Source organism: Akkermansia sp. UNK.MGS-1, from assembly GCF_000980515.1.
Taxonomy (GTDB): Bacteria; Verrucomicrobiota; Verrucomicrobiia; order Verrucomicrobiales; family Akkermansiaceae; genus Akkermansia; species Akkermansia muciniphila.
This window is the reverse complement of the sequence record NZ_LBCB01000014.1, coordinates 122454-141988: the sequence shown is the minus strand read 5'-3', so window position 1 is coordinate 141988 and position 19535 is coordinate 122454. Positions and strand designations below refer to the sequence as shown.

Here is a 19535-nt window from a genome sequence, read left to right as displayed (position 1 = left end):
TCTCCTGCTTCTCCTGCTTCTCCTGCTTCTCCTGCTGTTTCCTCCGTTCCTCCAACCTCCACGCAGGCATCTTCCCTCCCTTCTCCCCTCTCCTGCTGGAAAAAAGGTTTTCGTCATTATGCGGACTTTCGGGGCTGCGCTTCCCGTGCGGAATTCTGGTGGTTCATGGCTCTTCCCCTCCTGGCGTTGATTCCAGCCCTGGCGGGGTATATCCTGACGGACTGGCTGCACATCCCTGATACAAGACTGAGCATCTACGGAGACGCTTTAACCATCCTCTTGTGGGCGGTGTTGTTCATCCCAAGCATATCAGCCGCGTTCAGACGCCTGCATGATACTGGCAGGAGCGGACTCTGGCTTTTTTCCCTTTTCATTCCCTTCGGGCTGGGGCATCTGATCTTTTTTTATCTGACACTGGGAGAAAGCAAGGCGGACGGCAACAAATACAGCCGCCGTCCGGAGCCCCAACCGGCTGATTCCCCTGCCGGAGAACTGAAAAAACAGCCATTGACTCCGTTTTACCTTTACTGGCTCATCAGCCTGCGGAAATTGAATACGGTGGCAGGCCGCGCGTCCCGGACGGAATTCTGGTCCTTTTTCCTCCTTTCCGTCCTCCTGTTCCTTCCGCTGGGCTACAGCATGATAGACGTTGACAGCCAGCCGGCGGGTTTTTATGTCTCTCCTTCCCTCCAAATCCTGTTATATGCCGCCCATCCGCAAGACGCTCTAATCCTGCTGGCTCACTCCTGCTTCAATCCCACCTTTTACTTTTTCTACCAATCCGGAGAGCTGAGCATGCTTTCCCTGGAGCTTCTGGCAGCCGTGGCGGGGCTCAATATCCTCTTCAATCTGCCGGTCGCCGTGCGCCGCCTGCATGACAGCAATCTGAGCGGAAAATTCATCCTGATTCCCATTCTTATTTTCATCGTCACTTTCCTGCTGATTTTCCTGCTGCGCCTGGTACCGGAAGATATGGCCCCCTATCTGGACTACCTGGGAATGGTGTCCAGCCTGATGGATTTGCTTTCCATCCTCTTCCTGTCCATGATGCTTCTTAAAAGCTCGCCAGGCCCCAATGAATACGGCGTGCTTCCGCAAAAAATGACCGTATCCTGATTCCAGGATACGGTTGAAAGGCAATCAAAACCCTATCGGGTACAATCAATTTCCCGTGACTCAGACGGAGAACGTCAGTCCCCGAAGCATACGCCTAAATCGCGGGCCGTGCGCACCAGCTGGCAATCGGGATCCACCAGCTTCAAGGTTTTCACAGCTTCCTCAATGGGTACGGCAGTCATCTGCGTCCCACGGAGAGCAACCATGCAGCTGAACTGGCGCTTTTCCACCAGTTCCACGGCATAACTGCCGAACCGCGTTCCCAGAATCCGGTCATAGGAACAGGGAGAACCGCCGCGCTGGATATGGCCCAGCACGCAGGAGCGAGTTTCAATCCCAGTAGCTTCTTCCAGTTTCTTGGCAATCACCTTGCCGATGCCTCCCAGGCGAACTTCCCCCTGGGTCTTTTCATCCAGCAATACCAGTTCGTCCGCCAGACGGGCCCCTTCAGATACCACTACCAGGATTTCCCGCTGCCCGGCAGCCTTGCGCGCCTTGATGCATTCCACCACGTTTTCAAGGGAAAAAGGAATTTCCGGCAGAAGAATAACATCAGCACTCCCTGCGATGCCGCCTTCCAAGGCAATCCATCCCGCATGCCGACCCATCACTTCCACCACCATCATGCGCTGGTGCGCGTTCGCGGTGGTTTCCAGACGGTCCAAAGACTCGGAAACAATGGAAACGGCGCTGTAGAAGCCAAAAGTGACATCGGTTGCGCCCAGGTCATTATCAATGGTTTTGGGCACGCCAACTACGGGGAGCCCTATCTCGGAAAGCAAAAGAGCCGTGGACTGGGAGCCGTCTCCGCCCACGACGATCAGGGCATCCAGCCCCAGCCGGCGGACAGTGGCCTTCGTTTTTTCCAGCACTGCGGGTTCGATAGCCCCCTTTTGGTCCACGCCCACCTTGATGGCAAAGTTGCCTTTATTCACGGTTCCCAGAATGGTGCCCCCCTTGGCTCGCAATCCGCGGCAGGCGGCAGGGGTCAGCCATTCAAACCGTTCGTCCCCTTCCTCGGACAAAAGCCCTTCAAAACCGTCGTAAAAACCCACAACGTTCCAGCCGCGACGGGAAGCCGCGCCCACAACACCTTCAATAACTGCATTCAACCCGGGGGAGTCACCCCCGCTATTCAAAACACCGATGTTCATATTCGGCGTTCCTTATAGCAGAAAAATCCTTCCCCGTCTACTTCCTATCTCCTTTGTGGAGCAGATTTCACAGGAAGCTGGACAAATTCCTTGGGGTCCTTCATATCCATGCCGGAAGCCTGCCAGTTTTCCCAAACGCGCCAGCCAGTGTTCATCATCTCCCTGGCGAGGGAATAGCGGCTCGCAGAACCAAGCACCGCAATAATCATGCGCTGCGGATAAATCACCTCCGTCCCCGTTTGGGGGCTCCGGCGGGAAATAGCGTTGCGCGTCACGCTGAGCAGCAGGCAGGAGCCGGCGGCGCGGGATGTGCCCGCCTTGATGCCGTCCACGCCGGAAGCGCTCATGAGCCTGTTGTTGTTGGAAATATCATACATCGTCCTGCCCTTGGTCTGGGACTGCACTTCAATGCGCCGGCTCGCCTGGGAAACAATGTAGCAAAAAGCCGGATTTTGCATGCTGTAAACGCCCAACAAGGCCATATCCAGCGCGCAGGAAGTGGAAACGGAGTTGCCGGCGTCCAGCCCGTGGGGAGCGGTAAAGTGCGTTTTGGCCATCCTCAGGGAACGGGCCAAATTGTTCATTTCCGCCACAAAAGCGGCAATGGGGGCGCCGCCGCCCCGGCGGGACACCAGGTCACGCCCCACAAAGGAGGCAACAGTCAGGGCGGAAACATTGTCCGAACCCAGCAGGGTGGAATACAAAGCGTCCCGGAGCGTCAGCCGGTCTCCCGGCTGGAGATCCATGGGATTGCCCGCACGGAGGCCGAACGCTTCCTGGGGCACGGCAATGAAAGTATCCAGAGGCAACCGCGTGCGGGCCACCCAATCCAAAGCCACCATGGCGGTGGCTACCTGGGAAAGACTGGCCACGGGCCTTTTTTCTTCTGCGTTGGAACTGAAAAGAAGCTTGCCGGAATTGGCCTCAATGGCAATATAACTGGGCCGTTCCTGTGCCTGGGCGGAAAACTGGAATACACAGGCCAGGGTCAAAAGGAATAGAGATAGCTTTTTCATGGCGGGACCGGCGGGATAGTGCCCGTTCCCTCCTCATTTGAAAAGTCTAAAATGTTTTCCGTACAACACTTATATGTCATGACACGGAAAAACGCATTGACCTTTGGGGGCCCGTCCTATTTGTTGGAAGAAGAGTCTTCCCAAACGGAAGCGTTCCTGACATACCCAGCTCCATGACCAGGATTCAGCTTTTTTACAGCCGGGCCTACCCGGGAAACACCCTGCGCGCCAATACTCTCCAGGCATTGGCCCATCTGGGTGTCAATCCGGAGATGCAGGTTGAGGAGACCGTTCCGGAACAGACCGGGACGCCGCTTCCCGCACTCGCCATTGACGGGGAAATCGTCGTCTACGGCGTGGAACCTTCCGTGCACGAGCTGGAACTCCTTCTCCAAGACCGAGTACAGGAGCGGGAAGCGGATTTTCCCTGCGGCGCGTGCGGCATGGGATGCAGCGGCATGAACAGCCCGGAAAACTGCCCGATGTGCATCCAGGACGGGAAAGACGGCAGCATGGCGGGCAGAATCATCGGCTTTGCCATCCTGCTCATGCTCCTGTTCTTCGCGATGAAAATCCTGTCCTGAACTGTCCCGGATCTTCTCATGCCGGGCTGCCTCTTTTTACTTACGCTTCCTTCCTCTTTCAGGAAATGAAGATGCACGGTAGTTAACGGCGTTTGCCCGCCCACGCAGGCGGTCTTGATAATTTCTTGAATTCCCCTTTCCTCCGGCACACAGTAGAGGCATGCGCTCCTTCTTCGGTTCCATTCTCCTGATTCTGGTGCTGGCAGCCCTCGGCGCCACCATTTATTACCACTGGTCCACCAACTCCCACCTGGAATTCGAACTCCGCAACCCCGACGAACCGGAAAAAACGATACAGGTCATCAACATGGAAAAACGGGCGGCAGCCCTGCAGGCTGTTCCGGGGGAAAAAACTCCAGTTTCCCCCGCGGAAGAAATTCCCGCTTCCGCTGCCGGAATGCCGGAACCCGCGGAATTATAATCCCTCCTGTTGCCGCACTATGAAACCGGTCATTGGATACACGCTGGGCGACCAGTCGGGCATAGGCCCTGAAGTCATTTTCGCCGCGCTTGCCTCCGGAGAACTCCCGGAAGACGCGGAATACCGCCTCATCGGCAAGAGAGTGGAGCTTCCCCTGGGCAGGCCTAACGCGGAATCCGCCAAACACGCCTTCGACCATCTGGAACAGGCGGCCCATGCCCTGCGGGAAGGAACGGTTGACGCTGTCGTCACCGCCCCCGTCTGCAAGGAAACCCTGCATGAGGCAGGTTTCCGCTGGCCGGGGCAGACGGAATTCTTTGCAGAACGCCTGGAAACGGACAATTACGCCATGTGCCTGACCGGGAAACGGTTAACAGTGGGGCTGGCAACCATCCACACCTCCCTCCAAAGCGTGCCTTCCCTGCTGGAAACGGAGGAACTGGTCCGCATTGGAACCCTGCTGAAAGACTTCTGCATCCGCAAGGGAATCATGCGCCCGCGTATCGCCCTGGCAGCCCTGAACCCCCACGCCGGGGAACACGGCGCTTTCGGCGATGAGGACGGGAGCATCATTGCCCCGGCCGTGGAACGGCTGAGGGCGATCCATCCGGATGCCGCATTTGACGGGCCTTCCGTCCCGGACTGCGTGTACCGGGATGCCGTGGAAGGGAATTATGACGCCGTGCTGGCCCCTTACCATGACCAGGGGCTGATTCCGCTGAAGCTGGTGGACTTCCATACCGCCGTCAACGTCACCCTGGGCCTTCCCCGCCCCCGGCTGAGTCCGGACCATGGTACCGCCTTCAACCTGGCGGGAACCGGAAAGGCCAATCCATCCAGCACCATCCACGCTTTCCAGCTGGCCGTACAGATGGCGCAGACGCGTTAACGTTTTTCTTCTTTCGGAGCTCTTCCCGCCATACCCTGCGCAAGACAAAGCTGTTCCGGAGGGGAACAAAGCCCTTCAGCCCGTGGCAGCAACCGCTCCAGCGGATCTGCCTCCCGCCAGTTCCTCCCTTTTTTTGCAGGAAAAGGAATCCTTTACCCGGGAAAAGCTCATATCCTAAGTTGCGGCGTCCACTCTTTTCCGTACGGCACCCGCCAAGCGAACGCCGGAATCGTCTCTCCTACAGCAAAGGCCGCCGGCAGGAAACGCCATGCAGAACAATTCTTCCGCGCCGTGGGGAGAGTAAAACGCAGGAAACGGCATGTTCCCGGAAACAAGGTAAAAAATAGGCTTGCTTTCTGAAGGCAATCATTGCACCTTACTTGCCCGCAAGGTGCGCACCGTTCGCACGACACATTTCTAATTATCACAAGACCATGAGAAATTACGAAGCTCTTATCGTATTCAACATGAAGGGTACGGAAACTCCCGTTGAAGAGTTGATCAGCACCGTAGCCGCCGCGATGAAGGAAGAAGGCGCCGACATCACCGCCACGGAAAACGCCGGCCGCCGCGAATTCGCCTACGAATCCAACCACCTTTCCGCCGGGCAGTATGTGACCTACACGTTCTCTGCGGAACCTTCCGCCATCAGGCCCATCCGCGAACGCCTTCGCCTGAATCCCCAGATTCACCTTCAGTATTACAAGGTGCTCGGCTAAATCAGGCCCATGCGGACGAAGTTTCCGCTCCTTGCTTTTCACCAAAAAGAACTGCTCCCGTGAAGGGGCGGTTCTTTTTTCTTATGTACTACCCTCCCTTCCCCTCTGGAGGAAAAGCTGCCGGCTCAACCAATATTCCCCCGCCTCTAAAGCAATATTGATCAGGAACCGGCGATAAGAGGCCAATTGGCCGCTCCGCATGTCCCGACCACTTTCCTTTCCCCATACAGGGGAAAAACTGATTCATGGAGCTCTACGGGGGAACGCCGTCCTAATAACTTAAATGAATTAATCCCGGCGTCTTTTTAATAAGGCTGCTTTTCGAGAATCACGCTTCATTTGATTCATCATTCCTCCTGCCCTTCTGCTGTCAGAAGAAAGAGCCGTCAGTCTGCGAGCCGGCAATTTCCGGCTCACAGGGAAATAAAGTTTTTCAGCAGTTTCACGCCCAGTTTCTGGCTTTTTTCCGGGTGGAACTGGGTGGCGACCAGATTGCCGCGCCTGACAGCGGCAGCAAAACGCACGCCGTAGGTGCAGAAAGCGGCAATCAGGGATTCATCCTCCGGCTGGGGATAATAGGAATGCACGAAATAAAAGTACGGTTCCTTCCCCATGCCTTTCCAGATGGGATCGGCGGGATCAGTGAGAGCCACGCTGTTCCACCCCATGTGAGGCACCTTGAGTTCCGATTCTGAAAACCGAACCACGCGCCCCTTGAGGATGCCCAGTCCGGGAACCTGCCCGCTTTCTTCCCCGCTTTCAAAAAGAACCTGATAGCCCACGCAGATGCCCAGAAAAGGCCTGTCCTGCTCTATCCATGCCCGGACCAGGGGCACCAGATTCTGGCGGCGCAGCTTTTCCGCACAGTCGCCGAAGGCGCCCACGCCGGGAAGAACCAAATGGGTTACGCCCGCCGCATCTTCCGGAGTACGCACCAGATGACCGGTCACGCCGGCGGCCTCAAAGGTGTTCAGCACACTGCGGAGATTGCCCGCACCGTAATCAATCACGCCAAGTTTCATGTATTTTACAGCATTCCCTTGGTTGAAGGCAGCGTCCCGGCGGCCCGGGGGTCAATCGCCGCAGCCTGCCGCAACGCGTGGGCGATGCCCTTGAAGACAGATTCCGCAATGTGGTGGCCATCCCTGCCGTAAAGCACTTCCACATGCAGGTTGCAACGCAGGTTATTGGCCAGCGCACGGCAGAATTCCTCGCAAAGGGTCAGCGGAAAGTTGGGGGCATCCGGCAAGCCGCCTTCCGGAATACGGAAAGCTACATACGGACGGTTGCTCAAATCCATCACCACGCGCGTAAGAGTTTCATCCATGGGCAGGTAGGAACAGCCGTAGCGAACAATGCCCTTTTTGTCCCCCAGTGCATTTTTAATGCATTCCCCCAGAACGATTCCCACATCCTCCACCGTGTGGTGGGCGTCTACTTCCAGGTCTCCGCGGGCCTGAAGGGTCAGGTCCATCAGGGAATGGCGGGCCAGTAAATCCAGCATATGGTCAAAAAACGCATGCCCCGTTGCGACGGCGGCGCATCCCGTGCCGTCCAGGTTCAGTTCCATGCTGATGTCCGTTTCACCCGTGACCCGTTTGCAAGAAGCGTTCCTCATGCAACACTTCTATACTGAAGACGCGGCGGAAGAAAGCAGGAAATATCGCATGGGGAAAGATTTGCCCTCTTCTCCCCGCAAAAACATGCAGACCGTCAAAGGAACACGCCTCCGGCCCCGCTCCGACAGAAAAACCTCAGGAATCTCTGACAACGAATTGCGCGAAATCAACGGCCGGAAAGCCTGACGGGCAGGATGGAATCAACACATACTTAATCCATCCCGTCCGTAAACGCCATTTCCGCCATATTCCTCCGGAGCGTTTTCTCCGGAAAACGGCAGAATTATTTCTTTTTGGCCTTGGCGGCCGCCTCTCTTTCCTCCTGGCGTTTCTTATCCCGGTCTTCACGGGCTTTGCGCGCCGCTTCCGCACGTTCGGCGCGTTCACGGGCGCGCTGTTCCCGCAACCCCACGCGCACCGTTTCCGTCAGTTCCTCATAGTATTCCCTGGGAACCTGGGCGGTCCGGAGTTCCGTCAGAACCTCCATAGCCTCGTCAAATTTTTTCTCGTCACACAGATCCCAGGCCTTTTCCAGCGCAGCGGAACCGGCTCCGTTTTCCGGGTCCTGTTTTTTTAAGCGTTCCGCATCCGTAGCGGCTACCAGCTTAAGGTCTCTCATGGCTTCCAAAGAACCTGCCGTAGGTTCAAACCACCGGTCCCCGCGTTCCTTGACCTTCTTGCGCAAAGCCCGGTACACTTCCGTGAGCTGGTTTTCACGTTCCCGGATGGCAGTCTGCCTTTTCTGGAAAGCATCCATCAACACCTGGCGCTGTTCCTTGGTCAGTTTGGGATTTCCCCGGCGCTTCTCTTCCTCCTTTCTCAGGGCTTCACGTTCCTTCTCCAAGGACTTTTCCTTGGCGGCGATCATGACCTCCAGCTTACGGTTGAGCTGTCCGGCGATTCTGGCGGCATCCGGATAGGCATCCGCCAGGGCGGCGGAACCGGGATAACCGTCGCGCAAGCGGTCATACACGGCCATGGCCTGGTATGGATTGCGCACGGCAAGCGCCTTGAAACGCTTCAGCAGCTTATTGGCCTCATGGTCGTATTTGGTGCGCACGGTCACTTCTGCCTCCTCCCTGGCATTCTGGGCGGCCCGGGCTTCCTCCGTCAATTTCTTTTCCTCCAGCAAAACCACTACTCTGGCTCTTGCCTTGACGGCGGCGTCATGAGCAAGGCCCTGGGGATTTTTCTTAATGGTCTTGTCCAGGTCCGCCAAGGCTTTTTCCAAATCCCCGGCATTCATAGTTTCCGGTTTGGCATACATTTTGCCGATTCGGGCAGCCTCCAGTTCATCAGGAGTTGCCTTCCTGATGGATTCAATCAAATCCCTCTTCACGGTTACGGAATCCTTGATACCTCCGGACACGGGAACCAGGAGGCTGACGCTTTCCGGCGTTTCCACTTCTACCGTGCAATTTTTGTAAACGGTTCCATCCTTGAGTTTTACTTCATCTGCAGCTGCAAGCGGAACGAATGCGGTCAACACCAATATGAGGGACTTGTTCATAAATCTAAGGCTTTTTCCAGATTGATCAGGCAAATACGTATCCTGCACTTTACCAAAAGATGCCCTGTTGGCGACAAAAAAAAGCCCGGAGCCGCAAAAACGGCTCCGGACCCGGTAAAAGAAGAAACAGGCGTATCAAACTTATTTCTCGGCAACAGCTTCTTCAGCAGCCGGAGCCGCTTCCTCGCCGGAAACACGGGGAGCTTCCACAATAGCCACAATCACATCCCCGGCCAGTTCCGTGGTTACGCCGGAGGGGAGTTTGAGATCGGTAATGCGCAGGCTTTCACCCAGTTTCAAACCGGAAATGTCAGCGGTAATGGCTTCCGGCAGATCCTTCACCTGGCAGATAATCGCCAGTTCGTGAATGGTCTGGTCCAGAACGCCGCCCAGGGCCACGCCGGCGGAATCGCCTTCCAGAATGACGGGAACAATGGAATGGATGACCGTGGTATCGGTCACAGCCTGAAAATCCACATGCAGGCAGGCGTTGGTGATGGGGTTGTGCTGCACTTCCTTAAGGAGAACCTTCACGATCTTGCCGTTGATATCCAGGGCCACGAGGATGTGTTCGGAAACGGCGGAAGCCAGCATGCGGGCAAATTCACGGGCGTCAACCTGGATATTGACGTTGTCAAAACCGGGACCGTAAACCACGCCGGGAACCAGGCCCTGGCTGCGGAGTTGCTTCAGATTACCGGAGCCGCAGGCTCTCGTTTCGGCCTTGAGGGAATGGGATGTAGCCATGTTTTATAGAGGCAATATTGAGTGTTGATTGATGATGTTTCCTAATCGGGTTCAGGCAGAGGCCCCGCCGGGATTTCCGAACCCGCGTAAACCGGTACTCAGGTCAGGGCGCAGGACTCTGCACTAAAATTGTCTAAATGTCAAATAATGATGATACGGATTCTCCGTCATGTATGCGCTGCACGGCATGGCCCAGCAGGTCTCCCACGCTGACACAGTCCACTTTGGGGCCATAGGCCATGGGAACGGTGTCGGAGGTAAGAACGCGTTCAATGCAGGAACCGGAAATCCGTTCGCGGGCCATGTCCCCAAGCACGCCGTGAGAAACGCAGGCGAACACGCGCTGAGCTCCCCGTTCCTTCAGGATATTGGCGGCAGCGCACAGGGTGCCGGCGGTCTCCGTCATGTCGTCAATCAGAACGGCATCGCGCCCTTCCACGTCACCAATGACATTCATGGCTTCCACATGGGTGGCGTTGACGCGGTGCTTGGCAACAATGGCCAATTCCGCACCCAGAGCGTCGGAATACGCGCGAGCCATTTTCACGCCGCCCACGTCCGGGGAGACGACGACCAGTTTCTTGAGGTCTTTAACATAATGTTCGCGCAGGTGACGGATTAAAACGGGGGCGGCGTACAGGTGATCCACCGGAATATCAAAGAATCCCTGGATCTGGGCGGCATGGAGATCCATAGTCAGCACGCGGTCCACTCCGGCGGCCGTCAGCAGATTGGCCACCAGCTTGGCGGTAATGGGAACGCGGGGCTGATCCTTGCGGTCCTGGCGGGCATACCCGAAGAAAGGAACAACAGCCGTGATGCGTCCGGCACTGGCGCGGCGGGCGGCGTCCACCATCACGCACAATTCCATGATATTATGGTTAGTGGGGGGGCAGGTGGGCTGAATGAGGAAAACATCCTTGCCCCGGATGTTTTCATTTATCTTTACAAAACTTTCCCCATCGGGGAAAGTATTCACCGTGACGTTCGTCAACTGAATGCCTACGCTTTGCGCAATGCGCTCCGCAAGTTCTCTGTGTGCTGTACCGCTAATAATCTTCATACCGGAAACTGAAAAGCGGACGCATTCTGAACACAGGTCCGCATAATCGCAATACTTAATTCTCACAATTTGATTTTTCTCCATGATGGATTCCCCCGCTCCTGACGGCAAAGAGAGATTTCTGACCGCCCCCATGATCGCCGCCTTGGCCGTGAGCACGCTGCTGCTGGCGCTGAACTATCTGGCATTCCCGGAATTCGGTTCATTCGGAAACGAAAACAGCATCCAGTGGCTCATTTCCTCCTGGAACAAGCAAACGGATTATGAACACGGCTGGCTGGTGGTGCCCATCATCGTCTTCATGCTATACCATGCCAGAAAGAAAATTGCCCAGGCACCCAGACGCATGGACTGGCGCGGCCTGATTCTTTTCATCCCGGCGATCATGCTTCTGATGCTTTCCTTCCGCGTGGGGCAGCCTCGCGTGGCCGTAGGCGCTCTTCCCCTGATTTTATTGGGCGGGGCCTGGTACCTGGCCGGACCGCAGACCGGCAGGCTGTGCGCCTTCCCGCTGCTCTTTTTCTGGCTGTGCATCCCCCTGCCCTCCTTCCAGCAGGCTACGGTGGGGCTTCAAATCATTGCGACGGAGCTGGGGCATTGGGGGGCAACCATCTTCGGGGTGGACACCTATCTGCAGGGCACCAATATCCGCTCTACCGGCGGACACTGGGATGCCTTCAATATTGCAGGAGGGTGCAGCGGCATGCGTTCCCTGATGGCACTGCTCATGCTGTCCGCGGCCTGGGCCTACCTGTCCGACTTGAAATTCTGGAAAAAATGCGTGCTCTTCCTCAGCGCGATTCCCCTGGCCGTCATCGGCAACGGTGTCCGCATCACCAGCATCGTGGTGATGGCGGAATACGGAAATCCCGAGTTTGCGTCAAAAACCTGGCATGACTGGTCCGGCCTGCTGTTTTTTTTCCCCATCAGCCTTTTCGGCCTGGCAGCCGTCCACTCCCTGCTGGCCGGGGAGCTCATCTGGAAGCCGTCACAGCGCAAGAAGCTGGTTGTTAAAATGAACAAGTCCCATTAAGCGTTTCCGCCGCCATGAATATTAAAACGCTCAAAATTCTCATCATCCCTTTTCTACTGGCCGTCATGCTCGGCGGCACTTACCTGATGCCGCGCAGGGGGGAAGTGCAGGACTCCTCCATCAGCATGGATCTCCCCACAGGCATGAATCCGTCCGGCTGGCACGGCACGCGCCGGCAGGAATCCGAGCAGGAACGGGGCATCCTGGCCCCGGATACGGAATTTTCCAAAGCGGATTACGTGCAGGAACTCCCCATCAGCCTGGATGCGACGGAAACCGTACCCGTTCTATGCCGCGTTTCCATCGTTAAATCCGGTCATGATTTAAACAACTCCATCCACCGCCCGGAACGCTGCCTCCCGGCCCAGGGCCATTTTAACCTGACGGGAACCACGGTGGATGTTCCCGTGAAAGGCCGCGGAACCATCAGGATGACCAAGCTGAAATCCCAGCAGAACATCGCTCCGGACCATCCGCAGCCAGTCATTCTGGACAACATGCATTATTACGTATTTATCGGCCACCGCCACATGACGGAAGACCACCTGATCCGCACCCTGATGGATATGAAAGACAGGGTTCTGCACGGCATGGACCAACGCTGGTGCTATTTCCAGATTTCCACCACGTACGGGGACAAGATCAGAGTGCCGGAAGAGAAAGCCAGGGAACAGACGGAACGCCTTATCAGCCAACTTCTTTCCCAACTGGTGAAGTGGGATGAACTGAACCGGTAGCACGGCTCCGGCAGTTCAGTCCGGAAGATTTCTTTCCAGCCAGGAGGCAGCAGCTTGAAAAAGGCTGCATGCTTCTTCCCCAGGCGGTTCATAAAGCATGGGCGCAGGACGCCGATGGGAATAAAGGCGGCCCTTCCGGTCACGACTGTAGCCGGAAAAAGCAAGATTGGCATCAGCCCCGGCGCAATGTCCCCAGCGTCCGCCTATTCTGGGCACCGCGTCCATGAAGCCGCCGCCGTCCCGCAGGTAAGCGTTCCCCCACCATTCCGCACAGGCCGGACGCACGCTCTTTTGCCTGCGCGCCACGGCGTCTATCGTCAGAAGGCAAAGGGGAGCAGCCTGAACCGACTGGCGCCTGGCTACTTCCACCGCGCAGGAGCCTCCGTAGCTGTGTCCTATCAACACGACAGGCAGCCCGGGATATCTCCGTCTCAGCTCTTCCAGCTCCACCGCTATTTTTCCGCACCTGTCAAAAAACACGCCGCAGCCGCCTCCGTCCCAGTGGTAATAAGCCGTTGCGTACGCCACACCCGGCAAAAAACCGGGAAATCCTTTCTCCACACGGCTCAAACAACCCGCAAACATGTCCCCGAAACCGCCGATGAACACAGCCAGATACCCGGGAACGTTTTCGCGGGAGAACCGATTCAGCGTCCTTTGAAAATGCATGACGGCCCCCATGATGGAGAAATCACGTCAATATCCAAGCCTGTAAGACGTTCTGGCTTGATAAAACCTGAAAACTGTCCAAATGTGGTGGTATGCAAGTAATCATTCACCAATGGGCCTTCAACGGAAGCTTTGACCAGCTTGCCTCCCTGCCCCGCCAGGAACTCGTCAACGACTGGTTCGGCTATGATGTGGAGCCAAGTGCGGAATTCGCCTTCGCCACGGACGGGGAATTCCTCTGGTTTCTGGCTTCCCGCAGCAAGGCAGCCACCATCCATCCGGAAGCCCGGCCCGGCCAGTTCCAGCCGGAACTATGGCGGTACGACCTGGCGGAATGGTTCATGGCCGCGGGAGACGGCACCAATTACTGGGAATTCAACCTTGCTCCCAACGGCGCATGGTGGGCCTGCGCCTTTTCCGACACCCGCCGCGCCAATGAAGATATTCCCGCTCCGCTGGCCGTGGATACCAAGTGCATTCTGACGGACGAAGAATGGTGCGCCATGGCCCGGATTCCGTTGAACGAACTGCGCGGCGTGGACATCCGCGACTGCAAGCTGGCAGCCACGTTCATCCTGGACACTCCGGACCAGATTTTCCTGACTACGGCGGACGACCTTTCCGGCAATCCGGATTTCCACCGCCCGGACTGCTTCTGCACCCCCATTCTCAAATAATCCATGTCTTTGAAAGAAGACATTTCCCGCATTCTGGGGCCTGAAAAAGTTTCCGGAGCCCCGGATGTGCTGGCGGCGCACGCCGGGGACAAATGGTACGCCTCCGTGCTGCCGGAGGCAGTCGTTTTCCCGGAAAGTACGGAGGACGTCTCCCTGTTGCTGCGCTACGCATCCTCCATGAACATCCCCGTCACGGCCCGCGGCGGCGGGGTGGGATACGTAGGAGGGTGCGTTCCCGTGCGCGGAGGCATCAGCCTTTCCCTGGAACGGATGAACCGTATCCTGGAGATATCCCCGGAAGACGGCGTTGCCGTGGTGGAACCCGGCGTTATCACAGCGGATCTCCAGCGGGAAGCCCGTGCTCTGGGATGGTTCTACCCGCCGGACCCGGCCTCCAGAAAGGAATGCAGCATCGGAGGAAATATCGCCACGAACGCAGGCGGCCCCAGATGCCTGAAATATGGAGTCACCAGAGCTTACGTGCTGGGGTTGACCGTGGTGCTTGCCAGCGGAGAGGTAGTGGAATGCGGAGGACGCACCCATAAAAACAAGACGGGGTTCGATATCGGGGACCTTTTTATCGGTTCGGAAGGAATGCTGGGCATCATCACGCGGGCCGTTTTGAGGCTCATCCCCCACCCGGAAGCATTCGGCGCGCTCAGCGCCGGCTTCCCGCAATTCCCGCTGGCAGCTGCCGCCGTGCAGCGCATCCTGAACAGCGGGCATCTTCCCTCCGCCCTGGAAATAACAGACAGTTTCACTCTCCGCGCCGCCCGGAACTATCTGGGGGACAGCGCCCTGCCTTCCGGCTGCCGCGGCCACCTGATTGTGGAAGTGGACGGCAGGCGGCCCGCCGTGCGTGAGGAACTGGATTCCCTATGCACCCTGCTGGAAGAATGCGGCGCGACCGGAATTCTGCGCGCAGACACGGAAGCGGAGGCGGAAGCCATCTGGCAACTCCGCCGGGAATTTTCCTACAGCCTGAAAGCAACCGGAATGACCAAGCTCAACGAAGACATCGTCATCCCCAGATCGCGCTTGGTGGCCCTGGTGGAATTCTGTGAGGCCCTGAACCGGGAAACAGGGCTGGACATCGCGTGTTTCGGCCATTCCGGGGACGGCAACATCCATACCAACATCATGGTGGACGATTATGCGAATCCAGAGAAGAAAGCCCTGGCGGACGCCTGTGTGGACAGGCTGTTCCACTGGGTGCTGGCACACGGAGGCGCCATTACCGGGGAACACGGCATCGGCCTGGCGAAGGCCAAATGGTTCCGGAAAGCCGTGGGGGAAGGCGCCTACCACCTGCACGAACTGGTCAAATCCGCCCTGGACCCAAAAAATTTGCTGAATCCTGGAAAAATGGGGCTTCCGTAACGTAAAATAAACTTCCATGACGCCTCCGGACGGGGCATCATGAATGCCGTACTTCATGAATAGCCCGCACAAGTCCATCCTAGCTGCCCTTTACGATTGCTTTCCGGCTGCAAACGCCGTTCTGGTGTTTCTTCTGGATCATCCTCTGGCCTGGTTCACGCCCAAATGGCGCCGGAAAGGACGTATGGCCCTGAAAGCAGTGCGCCGCTACATCAACTACAATCGCGATCTTCTGCCTCCCGAACGCCTGGCGGAGTTTGAAGAAAGCCGCGACCTGCTGAAAACGGCCCTTTACCGGGGTGACAGGCAGCAGGCGGAAACCATTACCGCCAAACTGGAATCCACGCTGGAATCCATCCCCGGAGCGGTTCCTTCCGCCTTGGCGGAAAACGTGGAAGTTCTGTTCGTGATTCTGGCCATTTTCCTGGGTTTGCGCTGTTATGTAGTCCAGCCCTTCCGCATCCCGACCGGTTCCATGCAGCCCTCCCTGAACGGAATCCGCGCCCTTCCCCAGGAAGGGGATCCTACCCTGATGCAGAAAATCGGGGACATGATCCTGTACGGCGGCTCCTATGTGCACGAAACGGCCTCCAAGGAAAAGAAAATCGTCCGTTTCGAACCTGCCACCAAGTATCTTCTGCTCACGGTGACCAACGTGATTTTCGATGACGGCTCCAAGCTGGAAATTCCGGCAGCGGAAGCGGAAACGCGCCGCTACTTCCTCAATCAGGAACCGCGCTTTGAAGCCGAACGGCACACCCCGTTCAGAAGCTACCTGCCCGGAGACACAATCGTCAATGCCCGTTTTGACGCCGGGGACCTAATCGTGGTGAATAAAATGGCCTACCACTTCCGCAAGCCGGAACGAGGGGAAGTCTTCGTCTTTGATACACGCGGCATCGAAGGCATCGCCAATAAGGGAAGCAGCACCGGCCAGGAAGGAGGAACCCACTACGTCAAACGCCTCTGCGGCATTCCGGGAGATACCCTCTCCATTCAGAACTCCCAGCTAATCGTCAATGGGAAACCAGCCACGGAATGGACTATCCAGAGGGTCGCTTCCGGCAAGCCCCCCTACCAGCCCTGCGGCTACGTGGCCCTTCCCGCCCCCCTGAGCCTGCTGGACGGCAGAGCTTACATCACGGAAGGGGGAACCGTTCATCTGTCCAACGACAGCAAACGCCCCTATCTGCGTGAATACGTGGCGCTGGGGGACAATTCCACCCGCGAAAATTCCTTTGATTCCCGGTACTGGGGCCCCGTCCGCCAGTACAACATCGTAGGCCCCGCCAGCTTCTGCCTGTGGCCCTTTACTTCCCACTGGGGCCTTATTCCATGATTTTTATCCCTTTCGCAGGCACGTTTTTTCCGTCAAGACATGACTCAAGCCCAAACCATCACCAGCAAGGCCAAGTCCAACCTGGCCTTTGCCCTCATTGATCTTCCTGAAGAAGAACGCCGCCATATGGCGGAATTTTACGCTTTCTGCCGCACGGTGGACGATATCGTGGACGAACCGGGCATGACTCCCCGCGAACGCCACGACGCATTGAACCGCTGGGTGGAGGTCATCAACGGCGGAGAAGGCCTGGAACTGACGGAACTGGAGGAGGACATCATAGCCCTCATCCAGGATTTGGAGCTGGACACCACTCCCATGCTGCACCTGATTGAAGGCTGCCGTTCGGATATCTGCCAGCAGCAGCCCCGCAGCCGCGATGAACTGCTGGACTACACCTACTGCGTAGCCTGCTGCGTGGGCCTCACCTCCGCCCGCATCATGGGGGCGGGAGAAGCCTCCTATCCGTACGCCATTGCCTTGGGGCATGCCCTTCAAATGGTGAACATCATCCGGGACGTGGCGGAAGACTGCGGCAAGTCCAACCGCATTTATTTGCCCAAGGAGGATATGGACCGCTTTGGATACACCCTGGAAGACCTGCGCTGCAGGGTGTATTCCCCCCGGCTTCAGGAGCTGCTGAAATATGAAGCGGATCTGGCGGAAACTTTCTTTGCGGAAGCGGAGAGGGAATACAACCTTCTCAGCCCGGAAGACAAAGCCGCCCTTATTCCGGCGCAGGCCATGGCGCTCATTTACCATACCATTCTGGACAAAATGAAGGCGAGCGGCTTCCGTATTTTCGACATCCGCTACCGCGTCAACACCTTCCACAAGCTCTGGCTCCTGTTCCGCACCAAACTGGATATTGACCCTCAATCCTACTACGACAAATCCAAAGCGTATTATGACAAGCTGGTAGGCTTTCTTTCCCGCCCCGGCAGAAAGGATGAAAAACAGGGGCCTCCCAGGTGAGCCATGGAAAAGCTGCGGATTTTTCTCCCGGCCCTGCAAGAATTATCCTTGTCCCGAAAACCGTGTTCCTGTAGGAGTTGCAGCATGCAAAACCCCGTGGCCTCCCTGCTTTTTATTCTCGCAATGTTGACAGGGCCATGCCCGGCAGCGGATTATCCGGAACGGACGGAGCGCACGCAATCCGCAGGAAACCATGTCTGGCATATAGACCCGGACAAGGGAAATGACGGCAATCCGGGAACGGCCCCATCCACGGCGTGGAAAAGCATGGCGCCGGCCAACCGTCTCATCATGGCGCGGGGAGATACGCTCGTCATCCATCCGGGGGAACATGCCGTCTCCCTGGCGCTGATGGGGGAAGGTTCCAAACAGGCCCCGGTCACCATCCGGTTCATGCCCGGCAGGCATATCTTCAAACACGGTGCCCTGATGACCGGAAAACCGCAGATTTCCAACACCAACGATGCGCCCAACGAGCCCAAGGCCATGGCTATCCGCCTGATGGAAGCCAAAAACATACGCCTGGAGGGAAAGCCGGGAGCCACCGACATCCTGCTGGAAGGAAAAGCCATCTTTGTCTGCATGGAACATGCGGAAAACGTTTCCCTGAACGGCCTGGGGTTTGATTACCTGCATCCGACCATGGGGGAATTTCTGGTCACGGAAGTTGAAGGGGATACCATGAAAGCAACTATTCCGGACGGAATCCTGTACACAGTGAAGGATGGGAACCTGACCTGGCACGGACCCGGATGGGAATTCCGCATGGGAGGGTATTCCAAAGTTTTTGATTCCGCCTCCGGCACTTTCCAGGGCCGTTTCGACCCCGGGAAAACAGTCATCAGAGAGTTGTCTCCCGGAAAAATCAGCGTCACGTTCAAGGAAGGCTCCCCAACCATGAAACCGGGCCAATCCTACCAGAACCGCAATACCCGGAGGGACTGCTGCGGCTTCTTTCAATACAGAAGCAAAAACATCCTCTGGAATAACTGTCATATTTACTATATGCACGGCATGGGCGTCGTTTCCCAGTTCTGCGAGAACATCATGTTCAGCCACTTGAACATAGCTCCGCGCCCCCGCTCCCTCCGCACCAGCTCCTCCTGGGCGGATAATCTGCACTTTTCCGGATGCAGGGGAAAAATCATCGTCAAGGATTGCGTGCTGGGAGCCTCCCATGACGACGCCATCAATGTTCATGGCACCCACTTGCGCATTGTAGGCAGGCCGGCCCCCAACAAAATCACCGTCCGGTTCATGCATCCCCAGACCTTCGGCTTTGACGCCTTTGCCCCAGGAGACCGGATCGATTATGTTTCCAGCAACACGCTGGTGCCTTATGCATCCAATACCGTTTCCGGCGTCAACCAACTCAATGAAAAGGAAATAGAACTTACGCTGCAACATCCCAATCCCGGAAACATCCAGCCTGATGATGTTGTGGAAAACGTCACATGGACGCCATCCGTCCATATCAGCAACACGGTATGCCGCCACATTCCCACCCGGGGCTTCCTGCTTACCACCAGGAAGCCGGTGCTGGTTGAACGGTGCCGGTTTGAGAAAACGGGCATGCCCGCCATCCTGGTGGAAGATGACGCCTCCGGCTGGTATGAATCCGGCGTGGTCAGGAATATGACCATTTCCCGCAATACCTTTATTCAATGCGGAGAAGCCGTCATCCAGATCGTGCCGCACGCCCCACGGCCGGAAGGGGAAGTTCACCGGAACATCACCATTACCGGAAACACATTTGACCTCAAGAACGGAACCGCCATCCGCACTCGCCATACCGGCAGCGTCAAGGCGGAGAAAAACACTTTCACCAAAGACGGAAAAAAGATCCCTGAAGAAAAGGCGGTGGATATCCGGTAGAAAACCTCTTTC

21 protein-coding genes are annotated in these 19535 nt (G+C 56.9%); 13 read left to right on the top strand and 8 right to left on the bottom strand.

The window, feature by feature from the left end; all coding sequences use genetic code 11:
* On the top strand, positions 1-1116 hold a 1116-nt coding region (locus WW58_RS13420; RefSeq protein WP_288143437.1), incomplete at its 5' end, for a DUF805 domain-containing protein.
* A gap of 74 nt (positions 1117-1190) precedes the next feature.
* Here WW58_RS13420 and WW58_RS09255 read toward each other — a convergent pair.
* Together WW58_RS09255 and WW58_RS09250 are read right to left on the bottom strand one after the other, a co-directional pair.
* Entirely contained in the window at positions 1191-2270 is a 1080-nt protein-coding gene (locus WW58_RS09255; protein ID WP_012420518.1) for a 6-phosphofructokinase, read from the bottom strand.
* A 44-nt stretch (positions 2271-2314) separates the two neighbouring features.
* Entirely contained in the window at positions 2315-3286 is a 972-nt protein-coding gene (locus WW58_RS09250; RefSeq protein ID WP_102733555.1) for a D-alanyl-D-alanine carboxypeptidase family protein, read from the bottom strand.
* A gap of 173 nt (positions 3287-3459) precedes the next feature.
* Here WW58_RS09250 and WW58_RS09245 point away from each other — a divergent pair, with 173 nt between their 5' ends.
* The 4 genes from WW58_RS09245 to rpsF all read left to right on the top strand — a co-directional run bounded on the left by WW58_RS09245 (position 3460) and on the right by rpsF (position 5899).
* On the top strand, positions 3460-3870 hold the full coding sequence (locus WW58_RS09245; protein ID WP_046437077.1) for a hypothetical protein: 411 nt from the start codon (positions 3460-3462) through the stop codon (positions 3868-3870).
* A 160-nt stretch (positions 3871-4030) separates the two neighbouring features.
* Positions 4031-4291 (top strand): hypothetical protein, encoded by a 261-nt coding sequence (locus WW58_RS09240; RefSeq protein ID WP_046437075.1) that lies wholly within the window; start codon positions 4031-4033, stop codon positions 4289-4291.
* 19 nt (positions 4292-4310) lie between these two features.
* A complete protein-coding gene (gene pdxA / locus WW58_RS09235; protein ID WP_022197523.1) occupies positions 4311-5180 on the top strand; it encodes a 4-hydroxythreonine-4-phosphate dehydrogenase PdxA in 870 nt (289 codons plus the stop codon).
* A gap of 434 nt (positions 5181-5614) precedes the next feature.
* Complete coding sequence (rpsF, locus tag WW58_RS09230; protein ID WP_012420513.1) at positions 5615-5899, top strand: 30S ribosomal protein S6; 285 nt, start codon at positions 5615-5617, stop codon at positions 5897-5899.
* Between the two features lie 413 nt (positions 5900-6312).
* Here rpsF and hisH read toward each other — a convergent pair whose 3' ends face one another.
* Together hisH and hisB are read right to left on the bottom strand one after the other, a co-directional pair.
* Entirely contained in the window at positions 6313-6921 is a 609-nt protein-coding gene (gene hisH, locus WW58_RS09225) for an imidazole glycerol phosphate synthase subunit HisH (protein ID WP_046437073.1), read from the bottom strand.
* Between the two features lie 5 nt (positions 6922-6926).
* Positions 6927-7517 carry an imidazoleglycerol-phosphate dehydratase HisB gene (gene hisB, locus WW58_RS09220; RefSeq protein ID WP_012420511.1) on the bottom strand — a complete coding sequence of 197 codons (591 nt, stop codon included), beginning with the start codon at positions 7515-7517 and terminating at the stop codon, positions 6927-6929.
* On the opposite strand from hisB, the gene WW58_RS09215 reads away from it, so the two are divergent.
* A complete protein-coding gene (locus WW58_RS09215) occupies positions 7516-7704 on the top strand; it encodes a hypothetical protein (RefSeq protein WP_031931029.1) in 189 nt (62 codons plus the stop codon). The genes hisB and WW58_RS09215 overlap by 2 nt on opposite strands.
* Positions 7705-7801: 97 nt before the next feature.
* Here the strand turns inward: WW58_RS09215 and WW58_RS09210 are convergent, their stop codons facing one another.
* The 3 genes from WW58_RS09210 to WW58_RS09200 all read right to left on the bottom strand — a co-directional run bounded on the left by WW58_RS09210 (position 7802) and on the right by WW58_RS09200 (position 10838).
* On the bottom strand, positions 7802-9028 hold the full coding sequence (locus WW58_RS09210; protein WP_046437071.1) for a hypothetical protein: 1227 nt from the start codon (positions 9026-9028) through the stop codon (positions 7802-7804).
* Between the two features lie 141 nt (positions 9029-9169).
* Positions 9170-9775, bottom strand: a complete 606-nt coding sequence (locus tag WW58_RS09205; RefSeq protein ID WP_012420509.1) for a 50S ribosomal protein L25 — start codon at positions 9773-9775, stop codon at positions 9170-9172.
* 133 nt (positions 9776-9908) lie between these two features.
* Entirely contained in the window at positions 9909-10838 is a 930-nt protein-coding gene (locus tag WW58_RS09200; protein ID WP_012420508.1) for a ribose-phosphate diphosphokinase, read from the bottom strand.
* A gap of 82 nt (positions 10839-10920) precedes the next feature.
* Between WW58_RS09200 and WW58_RS09195 the strand changes: the two genes are divergently transcribed.
* Positions 10921-11871 (top strand): exosortase/archaeosortase family protein, encoded by a 951-nt coding sequence (locus WW58_RS09195; protein WP_046437069.1) that lies wholly within the window; start codon positions 10921-10923, stop codon positions 11869-11871.
* 14 nt (positions 11872-11885) lie between these two features.
* Positions 11886-12608, top strand: coding sequence for an EpsI family protein (locus WW58_RS09190; protein ID WP_022197529.1), 723 nt, complete (start codon positions 11886-11888; stop codon positions 12606-12608).
* Positions 12609-12623: 15 nt separating this feature from the next.
* On the opposite strand, the gene WW58_RS09185 is transcribed toward WW58_RS09190, so the two are convergent.
* Complete coding sequence (locus WW58_RS09185) at positions 12624-13277, bottom strand: alpha/beta hydrolase (protein ID WP_128153884.1); 654 nt, start codon at positions 13275-13277, stop codon at positions 12624-12626.
* A gap of 92 nt (positions 13278-13369) precedes the next feature.
* Here WW58_RS09185 and WW58_RS09180 point away from each other — a divergent pair, with 92 nt between their 5' ends.
* From WW58_RS09180 to WW58_RS09160, 5 genes are all read left to right on the top strand, one after another.
* Positions 13370-13954 (top strand): DOMON-like domain-containing protein, encoded by a 585-nt coding sequence (locus tag WW58_RS09180; protein WP_022197531.1) that lies wholly within the window; start codon positions 13370-13372, stop codon positions 13952-13954.
* Between the two features lie 3 nt (positions 13955-13957).
* On the top strand, positions 13958-15334 hold the full coding sequence (locus tag WW58_RS09175) for an FAD-binding oxidoreductase (RefSeq protein WP_046437067.1): 1377 nt from the start codon (positions 13958-13960) through the stop codon (positions 15332-15334).
* A 55-nt stretch (positions 15335-15389) separates the two neighbouring features.
* A complete protein-coding gene (gene lepB / locus WW58_RS09170; protein ID WP_180975790.1) occupies positions 15390-16673 on the top strand; it encodes a signal peptidase I in 1284 nt (427 codons plus the stop codon).
* A 39-nt stretch (positions 16674-16712) separates the two neighbouring features.
* Positions 16713-17648: a phytoene/squalene synthase family protein gene (locus tag WW58_RS09165; RefSeq protein ID WP_012420501.1), complete on the top strand. Its 936-nt coding sequence runs from the start codon at positions 16713-16715 to the stop codon at positions 17646-17648.
* Between the two features lie 84 nt (positions 17649-17732).
* On the top strand, positions 17733-19523 hold the full coding sequence (locus tag WW58_RS09160) for an alpha-1,3-galactosidase-related protein (protein ID WP_180975789.1): 1791 nt from the start codon (positions 17733-17735) through the stop codon (positions 19521-19523).
* Positions 19524-19535 lie beyond the last annotated feature (12 nt).